The sequence below is a fragment of the Sphingomonas sp. genome (assembly GCF_025362505.1).
In the GTDB taxonomy this organism is placed as follows: domain Bacteria; phylum Pseudomonadota; class Alphaproteobacteria; order Sphingomonadales; family Sphingomonadaceae; genus Sphingomicrobium.
Genome location: NZ_JANYGG010000138.1, coordinates 60,953 through 81,199, shown reverse-complemented (window position 1 = coordinate 81,199; position 20,247 = coordinate 60,953). Strand labels below are relative to the sequence as shown.

Genomic DNA, 20,247 nt, shown 5'->3' with positions numbered 1-20,247 from the left:
ATCATCTTTTTTCGGTCGGCCTCAACAACGATTTCCGCCTCGCCGAGCATACACATTTGCTCGCCGACCTGTCCTATTCGTCGAACAAACGCGACGAAACGGACATCGAAATTTTCGGCGGTTACGGATGCTGCAGCCGTCCGAGCTCGTCAGACGGAAGGACTCCCACCGGACGGGTGTTCGACAATTACGACCGGAGTATTCCGTTCAATGATTTCCTCCACGATACGAATTTCACGCTCAATTATGCAGATGCGAGCAAAGTCTCGCTTGGCGACCGCGCGGCGTGGAACGGTTATGGTCACGACGGGCATATGAAATCGCCCCACGTCAAGGAGAGGCTGGCCTCCGGCGATCTCACGCTTCGGCAGGACTTCGAAGGCTCGGGGATCGGAAACATCTTCACCAGCGCCGAGGCGGGCGTCGACTATACCCACCGCCACAAGGACAAGACGGTTTCCGAGCTCGATCTCGAGCTGAAGGACGGGCGCCTGCAAAGTCTCATCGGTCCGGAGTTCCTCACTGGCCCGACATCACTTGGTTTCTCGGGCAACATGGATGTTCTGGGCGTCAACGTCCCCGGACTGGTCGACAGCGGCCGTTATTATGACGTCATTCAGCTGCAGGATGCAAACCATTTCGACAAGTCCTACGACATCAAGGAAGACATCGTCACGTTCAAGGCGAAGGCGAATATCCATGCCGGCGACCTTCACGGGAATATCGGCGTCCAGGTAGTGCGCCAGAAGCAGGAATCCTCGGGCCTGCGCATCAACACGACGGTATCGCCAATCCAGCTGCTGGATGTCACCGATGGCGCAAAATATACCGACGTCCTGCCAAGCCTGAACCTATTTTACGACATCAACAGCCACAACCGGATCCGCTTCGCTGCTGCCAAGGTTATGGCGCGCCCGCGCATGGACGACCTGCGCGCCAACCTGGTTCCTTCCTATAACGGCGGCCTTTGCCACAACCGTCAGCCGCCTTTGCAACCGTGCGGGCCCGGCGTCACTGTCAATCCCTTTTCGGCGAGCGGCGGCAACCCTAAGCTTGAACCGTGGCGGGCCAAAGAAGTGGACGTCGGCTACGAATGGTATGGTGGCAAGGCGAGCTATTTCTCGGCCCAAGCATTCTACATGAAGCTTGACAATTACATCTATACGCAGCCGATTGCCGTCGACTTCACTGGTATAACGCCCCCGCCAGGTGATCTGGCCGCCCTTCAAAGTGAATGTGGCGGCTGTACGATAAGCAATCTCGGCAGTCTCTCCGGTCCCGCAAATGGTCAAGGCGGCTATATCCGCGGGGCCGAGGTTAGCGGCGCGTTCGAGTTCGGAAGGCTGAGCCATGTTCTCGACGGTTTCGGCGCTACAGGCAGCGTGTCCTACACGACCTACAAGCTCAAACAGGCGGCGGCGAACGGTGTCGGCAGCGTGCTCCCAGGCTTCTCGAAATGGGTCTACGACGCCACCGGTTATTATGAGAAGAACGGCTTCCAGGCGCGCGTATCGTACCGGCATCGGGCCGCCTTCAAGGGCGAAGTCGTCTCGCTGTTCTCCAACTTGGGCTTCCCGCTCATTGGTCCGGACAGCCAGATGGATGCACAGGTCGGGTACACCTTCCAGCCCGGCTCCAGTTTAAACGGGCTCGGCCTGTTGCTCCAAGCTGGTAATGTTCTGAACTCGCCGTACCGGACCTACTATGACGTGAACGGGACGAAAACTTTAGAGGCCTTCGAGAAATACGGACGATCGTGGCTGCTCGGCGCTAGTTATCACTTCTAGGCAGGCTCAGATGGATGTGATCAAAGCGGTTCGGTGTCCCCGGTCCAAGGCTTTCCTGTGGCTTGCGAGCACGGTGCTTATCTCGACCCCGCTGACGGCGGAGATTTGGCGGAAGCCGGCTCTAGCAGTCGCGCCGGACGCGGCTCTGGAGGCCCGCGTGCGCTCGATGGTAGACGGCATGACGCTCGAGCAAAAGGTCGGGCAGATGACCCAACCCGACATCCGCTCGGTTAGTCCAGACGACGTGCGCAAATATTATATCGGTTCGATCCTGAATGGCGGCGGCGCCTGGCCATCGATGAATATGCATTCGAGCGTCGCCGATTGGCTAAAGCTGTCCGACGCTTTTTACCGCGCCTCGATGGCGACCGACATGAAGGTTAAGGTACCTGTAATCTGGGGAACGGATGCCGTTCACGGACACAACAACGTCTTCGGGGCAACGCTCTTTCCGCACAATATTGGGCTAGGCGCAGCGCACGATCCCGAGCTGATAGAAAAGATCGGGCGAGCTACCGCAAGCCAGGTGCGCGCAACGGGAATCACTTGGGCTTTCGCTCCTACTTTGGCGGTTGTCCAAAACCCCCGTTGGGGCCGGACCTACGAGAGTTATAGTTCTGATCCGTCTCAAGTGCGCGCTTATGCCCACGCTATGGTGAGCGGACTTCAAGGGCAGCTCGGAACGTCAACCTCGGTGCTCGCGACCGCCAAGCACTGGCTTGGCGACGGGGGTACTTTTCACGGTGTAGACCAGGGCGAGACCCGCACTAGCGAGGCGAACCTCGCTCGCACCCACGCCGCGGGGTATTACGGAGCGCTCAGCGCCAATGTCCAAACGGTGATGGTCAGCTATTCAAGCTTTACCGACACGACGAGCGGCAAAAGCTGGGGCAAGATGCACAGCAACGCCCATCTGGTCGGCGACGTGCTCAAGAAGCGCCTTGGCTTCAACGGCCTTGTCGTCAGCGACTGGAACGCCGTCGGCCAAGTGCCGGGCTGCACAAATTGGCAATGTTTTCAGGCGGTCAATGCCGGCATCGATCTCTTCATGGTTCCCGACGACTGGAAGAAGTTTATAGTGGCGACAATTGCGGATGTCCGCGCGGGGCGAATCTCTATGAGCCGTGTGGACGATGCCGTCTCGAGGATTATCCGGGTCAAGATTGCGGCGGGTCTCTTTAACGCGTCGCCAGCCACGGGCCCTCGTCCGGATGCAGCGGTAATCCATTCCCCCGAGATCCGCTCTCTTGCCCGCGATGCGGTTCGAAAATCACTGGTTCTCTTTAAGAATAACCATGGCGTTCTTCCGCTCCGTCGCTCGGGAAAAATCCTTGTCGTCGGTAAGGGCGCGGAAAGCATTCCAATGCAGACGGGGGGCTGGTCGCTGACCTGGCAAGGCGATCAGACGAGCACGTCGGACTATCCCTATGCCGACACGCTCTTGTCGGCGTTTCGACAGACACTCGGTGCTGGCAAAGTCGACTACAGTCTGGACGGCAGGGGTGTCGATGTGCGCGCCTACAGCGCCGTCGTCATGGTCGCCGCCGAGGAGCCCTATGCGGAGGGCAAGGGCGACATCAGCTTTCCCGCGTCGATGCGCCACACCAGCCGTTATCCTCAAGACCTCGCGACGCTTGAGCGAGTGAGAGGCAAGGGCGTGCCTGTCGTGACGGTCCTCTATTCGGGTCGTCCGGTTGCGGCGAACGATCTGATCAATCGATCAGATGCGTTTATCACGGCCTGGTTACCGGGAACTGAGGGATTGGGTCTGACCGACGTTCTTCTCGCCGGTAACGATGGCCGGGCGGGCTACGATTTCCATGGACGCCTGTCGTTCGATTGGCCTGCGGGCGACTGCTTACCGCAGCACGGCGGAATTCAATTCCGCCGCGGGTATGGCCTGTCGCTGTCCCGATCGTCAAAGGTTGGCCAATTGCCCGAAACGGTACCTAAATTGACCTGCCCGCCCGAAAGCCGGTAACCGGATTTCATGAAGAAGATTCTTATCGTTGGCGGTGGCACTGCCGGTTGGATGACTGCGGCGCTTTTCGGGAAATTGTTTCAAGGGTTGTACGATATCGAGTTGGTCGAAAGTGAAGCGATCGGCACGGTCGGCGTCGGCGAAGCCACCATCCCGGCGATCAAGAAATACAACGAGCTGGTGCAGCTCGACGAAGCCGAGTTCATGAAGCGCACCCAGGCCACTTTCAAGCTCGGCGTCCAGTTCGTCGATTGGTGGAAGCCGGGCCACAGCTACATCCACGGTTTCGGAGTCATCGGACAGGACTGGGATTGGCTGCGCTGCCACCATTATTGGCTGCACGCGAGCCAACGCGGGCGAGCCAAGGACTTTGCCAATTATTCGATCAATACCGCTGCAGCGCTCGCCAACAAGTTCATGCATTCGCGTGCCGAAATGGCGGATTCGCCGATTGGGCAGGTCGCTCACGCCTTCCAGTTTGACGCCGCGCTCTACGCGAAATATCTGCGGAGTCTCGCAGAGCAGCACGGTGTCCGACGCACCGAAGGCAAGATCGTCGACGTTGGCCTGCATGAGACAGGCGATATTGCCGCCGTTACACTCGAAGGCGACCGCGTAGTCGAGGCCGACTTCTTTATCGACTGCTCCGGCTTCCGCGGCTTGCTTATCGGCCAGACGCTCAAGACTGAATATGAGGACTGGACGCACTGGCTTCCGTGCGACCGCGCGATGGCGGTCCCGTGCACGCGCGTCGCGCCGCTGACTCCCTACACCCGCGCGACCGCCCGCGATGCTGGCTGGCAGTGGCGGATCCCGCTCCAGCACCGCACCGGTAACGGCCTCGTATACTCCAGCAAGCATGTCGACGATGACGCCGCCGAGGCGCTGCTTCTCGCCAACCTCGACGGCGAACAGCTCGCCGATCCCAACAAGCTGAGGTTCACCACCGGCAAACGGCGCAAGATGTGGAACCGCAATTGCGTCGCGATCGGCCTTTCGGCAGGTTTCCTTGAGCCGCTCGAATCCACGAGCATTCACCTCGTTCAATCGGCGGCGATCCGGCTTGTGCGGCTGTTTCCCGACGGCACGAACGACCAATCGACGATCGACGAATACAATCGTCAGGCCGACTTCGAGTGGGAGCGCGTGCGCGACTTCATCATCCTCCATTACTGGGCGAACCAGCGCACTGGCGACTTATGGAAACATTGCCGTGAAATGGAGCTGCCAGCGACGCTCAAGGCCAAGATCGACCTGTGGTGCTCGAATGGCCGGATCTTCCGCGAGAACGACGAATTGTTCAGCGAGGAAAGCTGGATCGAAGTGTTCCTCGGCCAAGGGATCGTGCCGCGCGCCTATGACCCGCTGGTTGGGATCAAGAGTGACCCGCAGATCGAGCAGTTCCTCAGTAACATCGCGGCGACCATCGACCGATGCGTCGATATAATGCCCTCGCACGATGAATACGTGCGCAAATACTGCCAAGCCGAGCAGATAGCATGATATGCCTCACCTCTCGATGAAAATCCCGGGTCAACTCTCAGCGACAATCAACACACAGGGATCCGTCGTCAGAACATTTGGCGCAACTGGCGGCGTAGATTAGCGGAGTGTCGGCCTCGTCTGGGGGTTGATATTAGGCGGCGAGCTTGCGGTGCTGCAAGCGCCGATGTTCGATGGTCTGTCGTTTGATCCTTTCGCGCTGTTTTATGATGGTCTGGGCTCTCCCGAAGTAGGCGTCGGCAGGCGTCACATTGTTCAGGCTCTCGTGATACCGCCGGTGGTTGTAATGCTCGACGAACGCCTCGATCTGGCCTTCGAGATCACCGGGCAGGAAGTAGTTTTCGAGCAGGATTCGGTTCTTCAGGGTCTGGTGCCAGCGCTCGATCTTGCCCTGAGTCCGCGGATGATAAGTCGCGCCGCGCACATGGCTCATGGCTCTCGCTTCGATGTAATCGGCCAGTTCGCCCGCGATATAGTTTGGGTCATTGTCGTTGAGCAGTCGGGGCCTGTGGTGGACATGGGCATGGTCGCAGCCCGACGCCGCCGGTGCCAGGTCCAGCGTATCGGTGACGTCCTCGGTCCGCATGGTGGAGCACAGCTTCCAGGCGATGATGTAGCGTGAGAAGTCGTCGAGTACGGTCGACAGATACATCCAGCCCCACCCGATGATCTTGAAGTAGGTGAAGTCGGTCTGCCACATCTCGTTTGGGCGGGTGGTCTGAGTATGGAAGCGATCCGCCGACTTGATCACGACATAGGCCGGACTGGTAATCAGGTCATGCGCCTTCAGCAGGCGGCACCTAGCTCGCGACACGCGAGGCCGACCTGCTGCCAGTCGGCTACTTCCATGTCGTCTTCACGCTGCCGGCAGAGGTCGCCGACATCGCCCTCCATAACAAGGTGCTGGTCTATGACCTGCTGTTCAACGCGGCGTCGGAGACGATGCTGACGATCGCGGCCGATCGCAAGCACCTCGGCGTCCGGATCGGCATCACCACCGTGCTGCACACATGGGGCTCGGCGCTGACGCATCATCCGCACGTCCACATGATCGTGCCGGGCGGCGGTATCGCGCCTGACGGGAGCCGCTGGATATCGTCGCGCCCGGCGTTCCTGCTGCCCGTCCGGGTGCTGGGCAAGCTGTTCCGCCACCTGTTCCCGACTCGGCTGGTCGCGCTGCACGAGGCCGGACGGCTCGCCTTTTTCGGAAGCCTTGCCCATCTGGCCGACCGGCGCGCGTTCCTGCGGCACCTGTCGCTGGTCCGAAAGAGGCGCTGGGTGGTCTATGCCAAGCAACCATTCGCCGGACCCGAGGCCGTGCTGGCCTATCAGTCGCGCTACACCCACCGGGGCACGATCTGGAGCACCGCCTCATCCGGTTCGATGAGGACGGCGTCACCTTCCGTTAAAAGGATTACCGCCGTAGCGGCCCCGAGCGCCAGCAGTTCATGACGCTCGCCGCCGACGAGTTCATCCGTCGCTTCCTGCCCCACGTCCTGCCGCGCGGCTTCCACCGCATCCGCCATCATGGGCTGCTCGCCGGCTCCTCCCGCAAAGCCAGTCTGTCGCTCGTCTGCAAACTGCTGAGCGTCGCTCCGCTGCCCGATGACAATGTGATGGAGGAACCGGGCGACCTCCGTCCGCCTTGCCCGTGCTGCGGCGGGCACATGGTCATTATCGAGACGTTCGAGCGATAGCGCCAGCCCTGCGCACCCGCCGCCCGACATATCTCCGACCCGGGAGATCGTGCCATGACCGGGCATGGCCCAGCCTCGTCACCCGCCCGAACCATTACGCTTCGGGCAACGATCCCGCGCGCCCTGATCACCATCACCGAAGCCGTCGACGTTCCGTCCTGCACCCCGACACGCCAATCATATCGTCCGATCGGACGACAATGCGGCTCGTGCCCAGCAGGCATGCTCCTGACCGGAAGCGATCGCGCCACCTCCCAACACGCTAATATTCGGGCAGATTTCCGGCGTTGGCCTGGGCGAGGTGCCAGTCGGAACCCAAAGCTTAGTCCACCTCAACGCGCGTTCACAACGTCGTTGCCATAGTCGTGCAGCGTCCGGCGCTGTAGCTTCCCGGTAAGGGTTTTCGGCAGGGCGTCGACAAAGACGATTTCGCGCGGGAATTTATAGGGCGCGATGGTCGCCTTGACATGTTCCTTCAAAGCCGTGGCAAGGGCCTCGTCCGGCACGGCGTTCGTTACGACGAACGCCTTAACCAGCTGGTTGCGGCGGGGGCAGGGAGCACCGACCACCGCACATTCGACAACCGCAGGATGCGTGAGAAGCGCATTTTCGACCTCGGGCGGGCCAATATTATAGCCCGACGAGACGATCATGTCGTCGGAACGCGCTACGAACCAGTAATAGCCGTCTTCATCGAGGCGATAAGTGTCTCCGGTGACGTTCCAGCCATCAAGGACATAAGCCGCCTGGCGCGGATCGGCGAGGTAACGGCAACCGGTCGGGCCCCTGATCGCCAGCCGCCCAATGCCGTGCGACTGTGGCACGCCAGCCGCATCGAGCACGCAGCCGTGATAGCCCGCGACTATCCGCCCGGTCGCGCCAGGGCGTATGTCGGCGCCGGTGGCGGAGATGAAAACGTGCATCATCTCGGTCGCGCCGATGCCGTCGACGAGCGCCAGGCCAGTCGCATCGCGCCACTGTTGCCACGTCGCGGCGGGAAGGTGCTCGCCCGCCGATACGCACAGGCGAAGCGAGGCCAGCCGCGCCGGTTCGAGCGTTGCCAGCATTTCCTTGTAAGCGGTCGGCGCGGTGAACAGGGCGGTCACCCGGTCGCGCTCGATCGCCTCGAGCAGGGCCGCGGGCGAGCCAGTCTCCAGCGTCAGCGCGGTTGCGCGGGCGCGCAACGGAAAGATCAGCTGCGCGCCCAGCCCGAAGGTGAAGGCGATCGGCGCCGAGGAGGCAACGACATCATCGCGCGTGAGACCAAGCAGCTGGCGGGCATAGCCGTCGGCGGGGATGAGAATGTCGCGGTGGAATTGGATGCAGCCCTTCGGCGCGCCGGTAGTGCCTGAGGTGAAGGCGATGATTGCCGGATCGTCACGGCCAGTCTCGACCGCCGCCAGCGGCGCGAGCGCTTCGATCTGCCGTTCGATGTCGCCGCCTCCGCGGTCGCCATCGAAGGTCAGGATGCGCAGCGGCCGGCCGCTCTCTCGCGCCGCCACTTCGACCTCGCCGCGAAACCGTGCGTCGACGATCGCATGGTCGACCTCGGCCTTGGCGAGGATCGTTGCGATTTCACCGGCGCGCAGCAGCGGCATCAGCGTTACCGCGACCCCGCCCGTCTTGAGGATGCCGAGCCAAGCGGCGAATAGCATCGCGCCATTAGCACCGAAGAGCAGGACTCGATTGCCCGGCACCAGGCCTTCGCGCTCGGAAAGCAGCCGTGCGATCCGGCCCGAGCGGTCGGCAAGCTCGGCATAACTAGTCACGCCCAGCGCATTTCGTATCGCGATCCGCTCGCCGTCGCCCTCGGCCACCGCGCGGTCGACGAGTTCGGCGGCGGCGTTAAGCTGCTCGGGATAGGCATGTTGGGGCAGATCGAAGAGAAAGTCGGGTTGCAGGCTGGCCGGTGGAAGAGCGTCGCGGACGAAGCTGTCGTACGGCCCGGACATCACTCGTTGACGTCCGGGACGACCGCAGTCGCCTCGATCTCAATCAATGCGTCGGGTTCGACCAGTGCGACCACCTGGACGACCGCCATCGCCGGAAAATTTCGGCCGAGGAGCTCACGATAGGCGGCGCCGATCACGGGTAGTTCGGCGCGATAGGCGTCGACGTCGACCACGTACCACGTCATGCGCACGAGATGCTCGGGCCCGGCGCCCGCTTCGGCGAGGACAGCGAGGAGATTGATCAGAATCTGGTGGAACTGACCGGCGATCCCGCCCGGAGCGAATTCCTCCGCCTGGTTCCAGCCGACGAGCCCGCCGGTGAACACCGTCAGGCCCCGCGCCGCCACCCCGTTCGCGTAGCCGCGCGGCCGTGGCCAACCCGGCGGCAGGAGGCTGCGATGGACGCTCATAATCGTGCCTCGGCAAGATGCTGACGGGCGATGACCATACGCTGCACTTCGGACGCTCCTTCGTAGATGCGCAGTGCGCGGACTTCGCGGTAGAGCGATTCGACGATTACGCCATGGGTCACGCCGGCCCCGCCAAAAAGTTGCACGGCCTGGTCTATGACTCGCTGCGCCCCCTCGGTCGCGTGAAGCTTGGCGAGTGCCGCCTCGCGCGTGTTCCGGCGACCCTGCACGTCGCGTACCCAACCGGCGCGATAGATCAGCAGCGCCGCGCTATCGACCGCCAGCACCATCTCGGCGAGTTGCGCCTGGACGACGGCATTGTCGGACAGCAGGGTGCCACTGAGTTTTCGCCCGAGCACGCGCGAGGTTGCCTCGTCGAGCGCCCGGCGGGCGAAGCCGAGCGCGGCCGCGCCAACCGTCGTGCGGAAGACGTCGAGCGTCGCCATCGCCTGTCGAAAGCCCTCGCCGCGCGTTCCGAGCAGCGCGTCGCTGCCGACCCGGGCGCCATCGAATTCGATCCGGGCAAGAGGGTGCGGGGCAATCACGCGCAGGCGCTCGGCGATCGAAAGTCCGGGCGTGTCGGCATCGACGATGAAGCTCGACAGGCCGCGCGCCCCGGGCGCCTCGCCGGTGCGCGCGAATACAATGTAATAATCGGCAATGCCGCCGTTGGAGATGTAGGTCTTGGCGCCTTTAATGCGGTAGCCGCCGTCGCTTTCGGTCGCGCTCGTCTCGCACGCCGCGACGTCGCTTCCAGCATTCGGCTCGGTCAGTGCAAAGGCGGCGATTTTCTCGCCGCGCGCGACCGCCGGCAGGTAGCGCTCCTTCTGCTCGGGACTCCCGAAGAGGCTGATCGTGCCCGACCCGAGGCCCTGCATGGCGAAGACGAAGTCGGCGAGGCCCGAGTGGCGCGCAAGCGTCTCGCGAATCAGAGACAGCGAGCGAACGTCGAGCATGTCGTCGACCCCCCCATATTCGGCAGGCACGGCGTAGCGCAGCCACCCCGCTGCGCCCAGCTTGGCGACCAGCGCGCGGCAGGCGGCATCGACGTCGTCGACCTCGTGATGGTCGAGCTCGCTTGCACACCACGCATCGAGCTCGCGGCCCAGAGCGCGGTGGCGATTGTCGAGGAACGGCCACTCGAGGAAGCTGGTGTCGGCCATCAATTACCCTCGAATACCGGCGAGCGCTTGGCGGCGAATGCCTCAAACGCCCGGCGGAAATCATTGGTTGCCATGCAGATCGCCTGGGCCTGCGCCTCCATTTCGATCGCGGTTTCCAGGCTGACGTTCCACTCTGTGTTGAGCATCGTCTTGGTCATGCCGTGTGCGAAGGTCGGTCCGGCGGCAAGCGATCGAGCCAAAGCCAGCGCCTCACCGTCGAGCGCGTCGGGCTCTACGAGGCGATTGTGGAAGCCCCACCGCTCGCCTTCGTCGGCGGTCATCACGCGGCCAGTGAATAGCAGGTCCGCGGCGCGGCCCTGCCCGATCAGCCGCGGCAGGATCGCGCACGCCCCCATATCGCAGCCGGCAAGCCCGACTCGAGTGAACAGGAAGGCCGTTCGCGCGCGCGGGGTGGCGAGGCGCAGGTCCGAGGCCATGGCGAGGATCGCTCCGGCGCCGGCGCAGACCCCGTCGATCGCCGCGACGATCGGCTGCGGGCAGGCGCGCATCGCCTTGACGACGTCGCCGGTCATGCGGGTGAACGCGATCAGTTCGGGCATGGCCATGCGCGTCAGCGGGCCGATAATCTCGTGCACGTCGCCGCCCGAACTAAAGTTTCCGCCCGCCCCGGAGATGACTACCGCCTTGACCGACGAAGTGAAGGCAAGTGCGCGAAACAGGTCCCGAAGCTCTCCATAGCTGTCGAAGGTCAGCGGATTCTTGCGCTCCGGTCGATCAAGCGTGACCGTCGCCACGCCGTCGCAAAACGTCCAGCCAAAGTGGTTCGGCGAGAAAGCTTCAGGCTGCACGAACATTCTCCTCGCTCGATTCTTCGACGGAAGCGCGCAGCTTGCCCAGCGAGACGAAAAGTCCCTCCTTGTCGTCGGTGCCGAGGCCGGCGAACATCGCTTCGACCCACTGATGATGCTCGCGCGACAGGACCGCGAACGTGTCGGCACCCTTGGGCGTCAGGCGAGTGATGGTGGAACGGCCGTCGCGACTGCACTGCTCGATCGCGACGAGGTCCTCCTTGACGAGCCAGCGTACGAGGTGCGTGATATTGCCGTTGGACACGAACAGCTGGCGCGACAAGGCGGACATGGTCAGTCCTTCGGGATAACGTACGAGCGCCGCCATTACGTCGAACCGAGGCAGGGTCGAGGATCGCTCAGCGAGCTTGCGCCGCAGGCGCTTCTCGATGATCGTCGAACAGCTCAGCAGGCGCAGCCACAGCCGGATATCGGCCGGCCCGCCGCTGATATCCCCGTCAAGCTTCTCGCGAAACTCAGCCTTACTCACATCACTTCTCCACCAGCCACGGCGATGGCCTGACCGGTAATCGACTGGCTGTCACGCCGGCACAGCCACAATACCGCAGCCGCGACCTCCTCGGGCGCGATCAGTCGTAGTTGGGGGTTGTAACGCGTGAGTTCGGTGCGGGCCGCGTCCTCGTCGCGCCCGGTCGAGGCGCGGATCGTCGCGACCGCGCGGGTGACGAGATCAGTGTCGGTAAAACCCGGGCAGACGGCGTTGAAGGTCAGCGCCGTCTTGGCATATTCCGCCGCCAACGCGCGCGTCAGTCCGATCGCGCCATGCTTGGCGGCGACATAGGGCGCAACATAGCCATAGCCTTTTAGCCCGGCGGTCGAGGCGACGGTCACGACCCGCCCGACCGCCGCCGCTAGCAGATCGGGCAGCGCGGCCTGAGTGCAATGGAACAGCGCGTCGAGATTGACCGCCAGGGTCGCGCGCCATTGCTCGATCGAGACGTTCGCAAACTTTCCGCTAGGCGCGTCACCGGCGCAGTTGATCAGTATCTCGATGGGACCGTGGGCGTCGCGTGCGGCATCGAACGCCGCATCGACCGAGGGCCGGTCGGTGACATCGGCGGCAAACGCAAAGCCACCGATTGCGCGCGCTACGTCGGCGATGGGCTCGGGGCGCCGGCCAACGAGGCTCACCCGATTGCCGTCGCTGCCAAGCGCACGTGCAATTGCCGCACCAATCCCGCTGCCTCCGCCGGTGATGACCGCATGGCGCGCGCCGTCAGCCAGTTTCGATCGCTCCGCCTGCGGCGTCCCTGTGCCGTCGATCGAACTCATGCCTCTTCCTAACAACTTTAAGCTTGAAGTATTGGCGGTGCGAATGCAAGATGGGCCTCGCCTTGACACGCCATTGGCCGTCCAGGCCAATCACTTTGTATGCCGCAAAAGTCTATGCTTAAAGCAAAATCATTAGCCCGGGGAAATGCCCGACCGGGGGGAGATCAACGGATGGACATGGACCCTGTCACGAATCGAGAGCAGGGCCTTCAGCAGGCGCTGAGCAAGGCCCAGATCACGATGATCGGGCTCGGCGGTGCTATCGGCACGGGACTGTTTCTCGGGAGTGGGTTGGCGATCGGATATGCTGGACCGGGCGTTCTGCTAAGTTACGTTATTGCCGGGTTCATCGCGGTGGTGATGGTGTTCAGCCTGTCGGAAATGGCGGTAGTCCATCCGACCGCGGGCTCGTTCGGCATCTACGCCGAAACTTATCTCAACCCGTGGGCCGGCTTCATGGTCCGCTACACCTACTGGCTGGCGCAGGTCATCGCGGTGGGCGGGGAGGCAGTCGCCGTCGGCCTCTACATGAGCTTCTGGTTTCCCGAAGTACCGGTGTGGATGTGGTCGATCGGCTTCGCCAGCATCCTGCTTTATTTTAACTCGCGCTCGGTCGGCAATTTCGGGACGATCGAATATTGGTTTGCCTTCATCAAGGTCGCCGCGATCGTCGTGTTCATCATCGTCGGCGCATCGACCATCTTCGGCATCGGCCAGCCGGCGACCGGTGCGGCAAATCTCACCGGCCTCCCCGGCGGCTTCCTCCCCCATGGCCTTGGCGGGGTGTGGATGGGGGTGATCATCGGCATCTTCTCGTTCAACGGGATTGAGGTTATCGCGGTGACCTCGGGCGAGACGAAGGATCCTGTAACCGCCATCCCCGCGGCACTCCGCACGATGGCCTTCCGCCTGTTCCTGTTCTACATATTGGCGTTGGCGATCGTGGTCAGTTTCGTGCCGTGGACCGAGACCGGCGCCAAGGTCATCACCCAGAGTCCGTTCGTCAAAGTGTTCGAACATAGCGGCATTCGCCACGCCGCCGGCATGATGAACTTCGTCGTCATCACCGCCGCTTTGTCGAGCATGAATACCAACGTTTACCTCTGCTCGCGGATGCTCTTTTCGCTGTCGCGCGGAACTTACGCCCCGGCTTTCCTCGGGCGGTTGAGCAGCAACGGGACGCCCGTCGCGGCGATCCTCGTCTCGGGCGGAAGCATCCTCGCTGCGGCCGCGCTCTCGGTCGTGACGCCGCTCGCCTATAATTATCTGTTCGGCGTGGCGCTGTTCGGAGCGATCATCGTGTGGATCACGATCCTCGTCAGCCATCTGAGCTTCCGTCGCCACCATGGCAAGGCGGCGTTGCCGGTGCGCATGCCACTGTTCCCCTACATGCAAATCGCGGGGCTGTTGTTGCTCGGTGCGATCCTCGTGACGATGGGGCTCGATACCGAATTCTGGAACATCTCGTGGATCGTTGGCGTGCCGTGGCTCGGCGTCGTCACGCTCGCTTATTTCGCGTGGAAGCGTCGTCATCGTGATGCAGTGCCACTCGCCGTGTCAGCCGACCGCGCCGCCTGACGTGACGATCCGCGCCAGCAGCGCCGGGTCGAGGTTGCCGCCCGATACCACCGCGCAGACCCGCCGGTGACGGTGCGCGCCGTACAGCGCTGCGGCGACCGATACCGCGCCGGCGCCTTCGGCGATAACATGATTGGCGCTGACCATCGCGCGGATCGCTGCCTCGACCTGGTCGAGAGTCACCGTCACCACCTCATCGACCAGACCCGACACCAGCGGCCACATTTCGGGCAGGACCGCGCCATAACCGACCCCACTCACGAAGCCCGGCGCGGCTGGCACGGTCACCGGATGCCCGGCGGCCATCGCGGCCTTGAGCGGCTGTGCGCTGGCCAGTTCGCACACCACGATCCTGACCGACGGCCGCAACGCCTTGAGCGCGCACGCGATCCCGCTCGCCAGCCCGCCGCCGCCGAACGGGATGAAGACCGCGTCGAGTTCGCCCGCATCCTCGGCGATCTCGAGCCCGATCGTCCCGTCTCCGGCAAGCGCAGCGGGATCGCGCACCGCGTCGACATAAAGACCATCGAGGCCCTCATGATGACCCGTCTCGATCACCTGCCACCATTGCGCATAGGGCAGCACGATGATGTGAGCGCCAAGGTGGCGAAGCCCAGCCAGCTTGGCCTCGGGCGCATTGTCCGGAACCACGGCCGTCGCCCCGATCCCCAGTCGCCGCGCCATCCATGCCACCCCGAGCGCGCTATTGCCCGAGCTCGACGTATAGATGCCGCGGTCGAGCAGCGCCGGCTTGCGCGACAGCACGGCATTGCCGATCGGGCGCACCTTGAACGATCCGATCGGCTGCAGATTCTCCAGTTTGAGCCACAATTCGCGGCCGGCGGGCGCGGCGTCGCAGCGCAGCACCGGGGTGCGCACCGCAACCCCGCCGAGTCGCTGCTGCGCGACGCGGATGTCGGCAAGGCTGATCGGCTCGACGTCGGCGAACATGAAACGCTCCGGCTTGGGTGATGGGACGACTGATCATGGCCGATTTTGAAGAGCTGCGCAGTCGCTTTCCGCTGCTCGCCCAAAAGACTTATCTCAACAGCGGTTCCTATGCCGCGTTGGCGGACAGCGTTCGCGCTGCCTTTGCCGCCTACCTCGACGACCGGCTGGCTGTAGGCGCGAACTGGGACGTTTGGGTGACCAAGAACGAGGTGGTGCGGCGCGGCCTCGCGACCATCTTGCGCGCCGACCCCGACGAGGTTGCCGTGACGACCTCGACCACCGCCGGGATCAACGCCATCGCCAGCGCGCTCGACTTCAGCGGCGAGCGCGACACGGTCGTTACCAGCGATCTCGAGTTCCCGACCAACGCGCAGATCTGGCACGCGCAGGAACCGCGCGGGGCGCGCGTCGTCCACATGCCGCTCGACGCCGACGGCTGGATCTCGCCCGAGCGCTTCGCCGCCGCCATCGACGAGCGCACCCGACTGGTTGCGGTGACCCACGTCGGGTTTCGAAACGGTGCCAGGCTCGACGCCGCGGCGATCGCCCGCATCGCGCATTCGCGCGGCGCATTCATGCTGCTCGATTGCTACCAGTCGGTTGGCTCGATGACCGTCGACGTGAAGGCGCTCGACGTCGATTTCGCGGTCGGTGGCCTCTACAAATATCTGCTCGCCACCGCCGGCATCGGCTTTCTTTACGTGCGCGGGTCGCTGGTGCCGCAGATGCTGCCGACCGTGTCGGGCTGGTTTGCCCAGGCCGACATTGGCGCGATGAACATCGCCAGCAACTGCCCGTCGCCTTCCGCCCGCCGGTTTGAGGCGGGCTCGCCGCCGGTGGTCGCCTGCTATGCTGCCGAAGCTGCGCTGGCGATCATCGCCGAGGTAGGCACCGACGCGATCGAGGAGCGTGTTCGCCGCCTGTCTGGTGCCTGCATGGATCAGCTCGCTGCGATCGGCTGGCCCGCGATCACGCCGCGCGACGACGCCCGCCGCGGCGCGATGATTGCCATTCCCTCGCGCGACAGTGAAGGGCTCGACGCCGCGCTGGCCGCGCGCGGCATCGTCGTCTCGCACCGCGATTCGAACCTGCGCGCGGCCTTCCACTTCTATAATGACGAAAGCGATATCGCCGCCTTCATCGCGGCAATGCGCGAGCTGAAGGAGGTCTTCGCACAGTGACCGACCGGCCCACGATGGACATTCGCATCCTGCGCGGGCCCGACGTCCGCGCGCTTCTCCCGATGGCCGACTGCATCGTGCTGATGCGCACGACCATGATCGCGGTTGCCGAAGGCCGCGCCGAAATCCCGCTCCGTTCGGTGGTCAAGATGCCGGGCGACATCGGCATGATGGGCAATATGGGCGGCTTTCTAGCCGATCCCGAATGCTATGGTGTCAAGATCGTAAGCCTCAGCCCGCGCAACGTTGGAACCAACTTCTCCTCACACTTGGGGATCGTCTTGCTGTTCGAAACTGCCCACGGCCGCCCGGTGGCGGTGCTCGACGCCGGCGAGATCACCGCGATTCGCACCGCCGCTACCAGTGCGTTCGCAACCGACCTGCTGGCGCGCCCCGACGCCGGCGATCTTGCCATCCTTGGCGCCGGTGAACAGGCCGCAAGTCACCTCGAGGCCATGAAATGCGTACGGCCGCTGCGCCGGGTCCGCGTCTGGTCGCCGAATTTGGCAAGCGCGGAACGCTTCGCCGCTAAGCAGTCTGCCCACATGGGACTTACGATCGAGCCGGTCGCCGATGCCCGCGACTGCGTCGCCGGCGCCGACCTCATTTGCACCGTCAGCAAAGCCCGCGACCCGATCCTGTTCGGCGATGACGTCGCCCCGGGCGCGCACGTCAATCTCGTCGGGTCGAGCATTGTCACCACTGCCGAGGCGGATGTCGCGCTCGTTGCCAAGGCACGCTATTTCGTCGACTTCAGGCTGTCGACGATCAATGAGGCGGGCGAGTTCCGCCGCGCGCTCGACGCCGGCGCGATCGGCTCGGACCATTTGCTCGGTGAGATTGGCGAGGTCGCCAACGGCAGCCTCGCGGGCCGCACGTCGCCGCATGACATCACGCTCTACAAATCGCTCGGCATTGCCGCGCAAGACCTCGCTGCAGCCTATCTCGTCAACCAGCGCGCGCGGGAACGAGGCATCGGCCAGAGCGTCGACTTCTGATCGAGCACGAAGTCTTTTAGGTTTGAAGCATCTTGCCGTTTGGGCTATACTCGCGGCGAACGTTTCGAGGAACCAGTCTTGCGGATCAGCATCATCGGCAGCGGCCCCGGGGGTCTCTACCTCGGCATCCTCGTCAAGAAGGTGCGGCCCGATTGGCAGGTCGAGCTGTTCGAGCAGAATCAGGCCGACGACACGTTCGGCTTCGGTGTCGTCTTCTCGGACGAGACGCTGGGCGAATTCCTCAGCCGAGATCCAGAATCCTACGCGATGATCGCCGATGCCTTCGCCTATTGGGACGACATCCGCATCCGCTACAAGGGCCACGACATCCATTGCGGCGGTAATGGTTTCGCTGGTTGCGCCCGGCTGAAGTTACTTCAAATCCTGCAGGCCCGCGCCGATGCGGTCGGGGTCGAAAGCCACTATGGAGTATCGATCGACCCGGCGACGATCGAACAGCGTTTTGCCCAGTCCGACGTGATCGTTGCCGCCGACGGCACCAACAGCCGCATCCGTGACGCCTACGCCGCGGCGTTCGAGCCGGTGATAAGCCCGACCCGCAATAAGTTCACCTGGATGGGTTCGACCCGTCCTTTGAGCGACTTCACCTATTTCTTCCGCGAGACGCCGCACGGCATCATCGTCGCCCACTGCTATCAGTATGACCGCGATCATTCGACCTGGGTGATCGAGACAACGCCCGAGTGTTGGGCCGGTAATGGCTTCGACACGATGGACGAGCGGCAGGCGGCGCGAGCGCTCGAGGCGATCTTCGCTGAGGATCTCGAAGGTCATCCATTGCTCGTCAACCGATCGCTGTGGCGAAACTTTCCGCGGATTAGCTGCCGGCGCTGGACCCACGGCCGTATCGTGCTGCTCGGTGATGCTATGGCGACTGCTCATTTCTCGATCGGGTCGGGCACCAAGCTGGCGATGGAAAGCGCGATCGCGCTGGCCGATGCCCTGGTCGAGCATGAGCACGACGTGCCGGCTGCGTTTGATGCCTATCGGGAGAACCGTGCGACTGCGATCGAGATCACCCAGCACAACGCCGCCGTGTCGCTCGCTTGGTTCGAGCATGTCGCGTGTTCGTGGGACATGCCGCCGCAGCAGTTCGCGATGATGGTCATGTCGCGCGCTAAGTCGATCACTTGGGACAATCTAGAGCTGCGCGACCCGGCCTTTCTCGCCGCGGTCGAGGATGATTTTTACCGAAATTATGCCGCCGAGACCGGGATCGACGTTGCCGCCGAGCGTCCGACACCGATGTTCACGCCATTGAAGCTGCGCGGTCTGACCATCCCTAACCGCGTCGTCGTCGCGCCAATGGCGCAATATCTCGCGACCGACGGCGTGCCGGGCGATTGGCACCTGATGCATTATGGCGCCCGTGCCGTGGGCGGCGCGGGCTTGTTGTATGTCGAAATGACCTGCACGTCGCCCGAAGCGCGGATCACGCTGGGTTGTCCCGGGCTGTGGAACGAAACGCAGGAAGCGGCGTGGAAACGGATTGTCGATTTCGCCAAGGCCAACAGCGGCGCGAAGCTCGCGGTTCAGCTCGGTCACGCCGGGCGCAAGGCGTCGACCCAGCTCGGCTGGGAGGCCGCGGACCATCCGATCGCCGACCCCGCACTTAACTGGCCGATCGTATCTGCTTCAAACTTGCCATGGCTGCCGGGTGAAAGCCAGGCGCCAGCCGAACTGGACCGGGCGGGGATGAACGCCATCGTCGCCGACTTCGTGGCGGCAACGCGACGCGCCGATTGTGCCGGCTTCGATTTGCTCGAGCTTCACGCCGCGCACGGCTATCTCGTCGCCAGCTTCCTATCGCCGCTGACCAATCAGCGATCGGACGAATTTGGCGGATCGATCGACAACCGCTTGCGGTTTCCGCTTGAGTTGTTTGCCGCGATGCGCGCCGTTTGGCCACAGGCCAAGCCGATGTCGGTCCGCCTGTCTGCCACCGACTGGCGGGAGGGCGGGCTTGGCGAGGACGACCTCGTCGCCATCGCGCGCGCCTTCAAGGACGCCGGCTGCGACCTTATCAGCCTGTCATCGGGCCAGACCGTTCCCGACCAGTCGCCGGTCTATGGCCGGATGTATCAGGTGCCCTTCTCCGAGACCGTCCGCAACGAGGTCGGCATTCGCACCCTGTGCGTCGGCGCGATCACCGAGCCAGGCCAAGTCAACACGATCATCGCCTGTCGCCGCGCTGATCTGGTGGCGCTCGGTCGCGTCCACCTGACCGACCCCAATTTCGCGCTGCGCGCCGCGGCCTGGTACGCCACCCGCGCCGTCGCCGTGCCAAAACCCTATCTGTCGGGCGCCGCGCAATTGATGCGCGAAACCGCCAAGACGCGCGCGAAGCAGGCGGACCTCCAGCAGAAGGCTAAATCCCCACGCCATAAGCACACGGATGCGGTCAGCGTGGCGGCAGTCCGAAATTCGTAAACAATCGCTGCAGCATGCCGTTAAGGGCTGCAACTTCTGCCGCGGAGAAGCCGTCGAAGCCGTGGTAAAAGATCCTACTCGCCTGCGCATGGACGCTCACGGCAGCGTCGCGTCCGGCGACGGTTAGCCTGACCTCGGTCACCCGCCCGTCCGAGTCGCGCGGTCGAGTGCTGACCAGCCCGCTGTCGGCCAGGCGCTGGACGATCCGGGTCATCGTCGACAGGCGAATGACGGCGTGGTCACACAGTTCGGTCACGCTTGCCGGCTCATGCTCGGTCAGGATCGCGAGAACACGCCAGCGCGGCACATCCATCCCGATCGGCTTCAATACCATGTCCATGTCGAGCCGGTAGCGCCCCGCTACCCGCGCGAGCCAATATAGCGGCGAGTCGGCCAGCTTGAAGTTCGGACCGGCCGGGTCGGCTCGATGAAGGGCGTCGCGCTTGGAGGGCATCGCTTCCATCTAGTCCTCCGTGCAGCCGCTGTCATCACT

15 protein-coding genes and 2 pseudogenes are annotated in these 20,247 nt (G+C 63.5%); 8 read left to right on the top strand and 9 right to left on the bottom strand.

Annotated features, from left to right (window positions below):
• The 3 genes from Q0R27_RS13435 to Q0R27_RS13425 form a co-directional block, all read left to right on the top strand.
• The coding region (locus Q0R27_RS13435; RefSeq protein ID WP_293945786.1) for a TonB-dependent receptor at window positions 1-1,787 on the top strand (1,787 nt) is incomplete at its 5' end.
• Window positions 1,788-1,797: 10 nt separating this feature from the next.
• Window positions 1,798-3,768, top strand: coding sequence for a glycoside hydrolase family 3 protein (locus Q0R27_RS13430; protein ID WP_293945784.1), 1,971 nt, complete (start codon window positions 1,798-1,800; stop codon window positions 3,766-3,768).
• Window positions 3,769-3,777: 9 nt separating this feature from the next.
• The gene (locus Q0R27_RS13425; RefSeq protein ID WP_293945782.1) at window positions 3,778-5,271 is read left to right on the top strand and encodes a tryptophan halogenase family protein; all 1,494 of its coding nucleotides are present in this window, start codon (window positions 3,778-3,780) and stop codon (window positions 5,269-5,271) included.
• Between the two features lie 133 nt (window positions 5,272-5,404).
• Here the strand turns inward: Q0R27_RS13425 and Q0R27_RS13420 are convergent.
• Window positions 5,405-6,067, bottom strand: a pseudogene (locus Q0R27_RS13420) (DDE-type integrase/transposase/recombinase); the annotation flags it as partial.
• A 17-nt stretch (window positions 6,068-6,084) separates the two neighbouring features.
• On the opposite strand from Q0R27_RS13420, the pseudogene Q0R27_RS13415 reads away from it, so the two are divergent.
• Window positions 6,085-6,968 (top strand): annotated as a pseudogene (locus Q0R27_RS13415) (transposase); the annotation flags it as partial.
• A 332-nt stretch (window positions 6,969-7,300) separates the two neighbouring features.
• Here Q0R27_RS13415 and Q0R27_RS13410 read toward each other — a convergent pair.
• Genes Q0R27_RS13410 through Q0R27_RS13385 form a run of 6 tightly spaced genes read right to left on the bottom strand, consistent with a single transcriptional unit; the run spans window position 7,301 to window position 12,595 of the window.
• Complete coding sequence (locus Q0R27_RS13410; protein WP_293945793.1) at window positions 7,301-8,920, bottom strand: AMP-binding protein; 1,620 nt, start codon at window positions 8,918-8,920, stop codon at window positions 7,301-7,303.
• Window positions 8,920-9,330, bottom strand: coding sequence for a RidA family protein (locus Q0R27_RS13405; protein ID WP_293945778.1), 411 nt, complete (start codon window positions 9,328-9,330; stop codon window positions 8,920-8,922). The genes Q0R27_RS13410 and Q0R27_RS13405 overlap by 1 nt, the downstream gene beginning before the upstream one ends.
• Window positions 9,327-10,493 (bottom strand): acyl-CoA dehydrogenase family protein, encoded by a 1,167-nt coding sequence (locus Q0R27_RS13400; protein WP_293945776.1) that lies wholly within the window; start codon window positions 10,491-10,493, stop codon window positions 9,327-9,329. The genes Q0R27_RS13405 and Q0R27_RS13400 overlap by 4 nt, the downstream gene beginning before the upstream one ends.
• Window positions 10,493-11,308 carry an enoyl-CoA hydratase family protein gene (locus tag Q0R27_RS13395; RefSeq protein ID WP_293945775.1) on the bottom strand — a complete coding sequence of 272 codons (816 nt, stop codon included), beginning with the start codon at window positions 11,306-11,308 and terminating at the stop codon, window positions 10,493-10,495. Before Q0R27_RS13395 ends, Q0R27_RS13400 begins: the two co-directional genes overlap by 1 nt.
• Window positions 11,292-11,792, bottom strand: coding sequence for a MarR family transcriptional regulator (locus Q0R27_RS13390; protein ID WP_293945774.1), 501 nt, complete (start codon window positions 11,790-11,792; stop codon window positions 11,292-11,294). The genes Q0R27_RS13395 and Q0R27_RS13390 overlap by 17 nt, the downstream gene beginning before the upstream one ends.
• Entirely contained in the window at window positions 11,789-12,595 is an 807-nt protein-coding gene (locus Q0R27_RS13385) for an SDR family NAD(P)-dependent oxidoreductase (RefSeq protein WP_293945771.1), read from the bottom strand. The genes Q0R27_RS13390 and Q0R27_RS13385 overlap by 4 nt, the downstream gene beginning before the upstream one ends.
• A 177-nt stretch (window positions 12,596-12,772) precedes the next feature.
• Here Q0R27_RS13385 and Q0R27_RS13380 point away from each other — a divergent pair, with 177 nt between their 5' ends.
• Window positions 12,773-14,173, top strand: coding sequence for an amino acid permease (locus Q0R27_RS13380; protein ID WP_293945770.1), 1,401 nt, complete (start codon window positions 12,773-12,775; stop codon window positions 14,171-14,173).
• Here the strand turns inward: Q0R27_RS13380 and Q0R27_RS13375 are convergent.
• The gene (locus tag Q0R27_RS13375) at window positions 14,153-15,124 is read right to left on the bottom strand and encodes a pyridoxal-phosphate dependent enzyme (RefSeq protein WP_293945768.1); all 972 of its coding nucleotides are present in this window, start codon (window positions 15,122-15,124) and stop codon (window positions 14,153-14,155) included. The two genes, Q0R27_RS13380 and Q0R27_RS13375, sit on opposite strands and share 21 nt — an antisense overlap.
• Window positions 15,125-15,159: 35 nt before the next feature.
• Between Q0R27_RS13375 and Q0R27_RS13370 the strand changes: the two genes are divergently transcribed.
• The 3 genes from Q0R27_RS13370 (at window position 15,160) to Q0R27_RS13360 (ending at window position 19,754) form a co-directional block, all read left to right on the top strand.
• Complete coding sequence (locus Q0R27_RS13370; RefSeq protein WP_293945767.1) at window positions 15,160-16,305, top strand: aminotransferase class V-fold PLP-dependent enzyme; 1,146 nt, start codon at window positions 15,160-15,162, stop codon at window positions 16,303-16,305.
• Window positions 16,302-17,303, top strand: a complete 1,002-nt coding sequence (locus tag Q0R27_RS13365) for an ornithine cyclodeaminase family protein (RefSeq protein ID WP_293945766.1) — start codon at window positions 16,302-16,304, stop codon at window positions 17,301-17,303. The genes Q0R27_RS13370 and Q0R27_RS13365 overlap by 4 nt, the downstream gene beginning before the upstream one ends.
• A gap of 78 nt (window positions 17,304-17,381) precedes the next feature.
• Window positions 17,382-19,754, top strand: a complete 2,373-nt coding sequence (locus tag Q0R27_RS13360) for an FAD-dependent monooxygenase (protein WP_293945765.1) — start codon at window positions 17,382-17,384, stop codon at window positions 19,752-19,754.
• Here Q0R27_RS13360 and Q0R27_RS13355 read toward each other — a convergent pair.
• Complete coding sequence (locus tag Q0R27_RS13355; RefSeq protein ID WP_293945763.1) at window positions 19,726-20,217, bottom strand: MarR family winged helix-turn-helix transcriptional regulator; 492 nt, start codon at window positions 20,215-20,217, stop codon at window positions 19,726-19,728. The two genes, Q0R27_RS13360 and Q0R27_RS13355, sit on opposite strands and share 29 nt — an antisense overlap.
• Window positions 20,218-20,247: the final 30 nt, after the last annotated feature.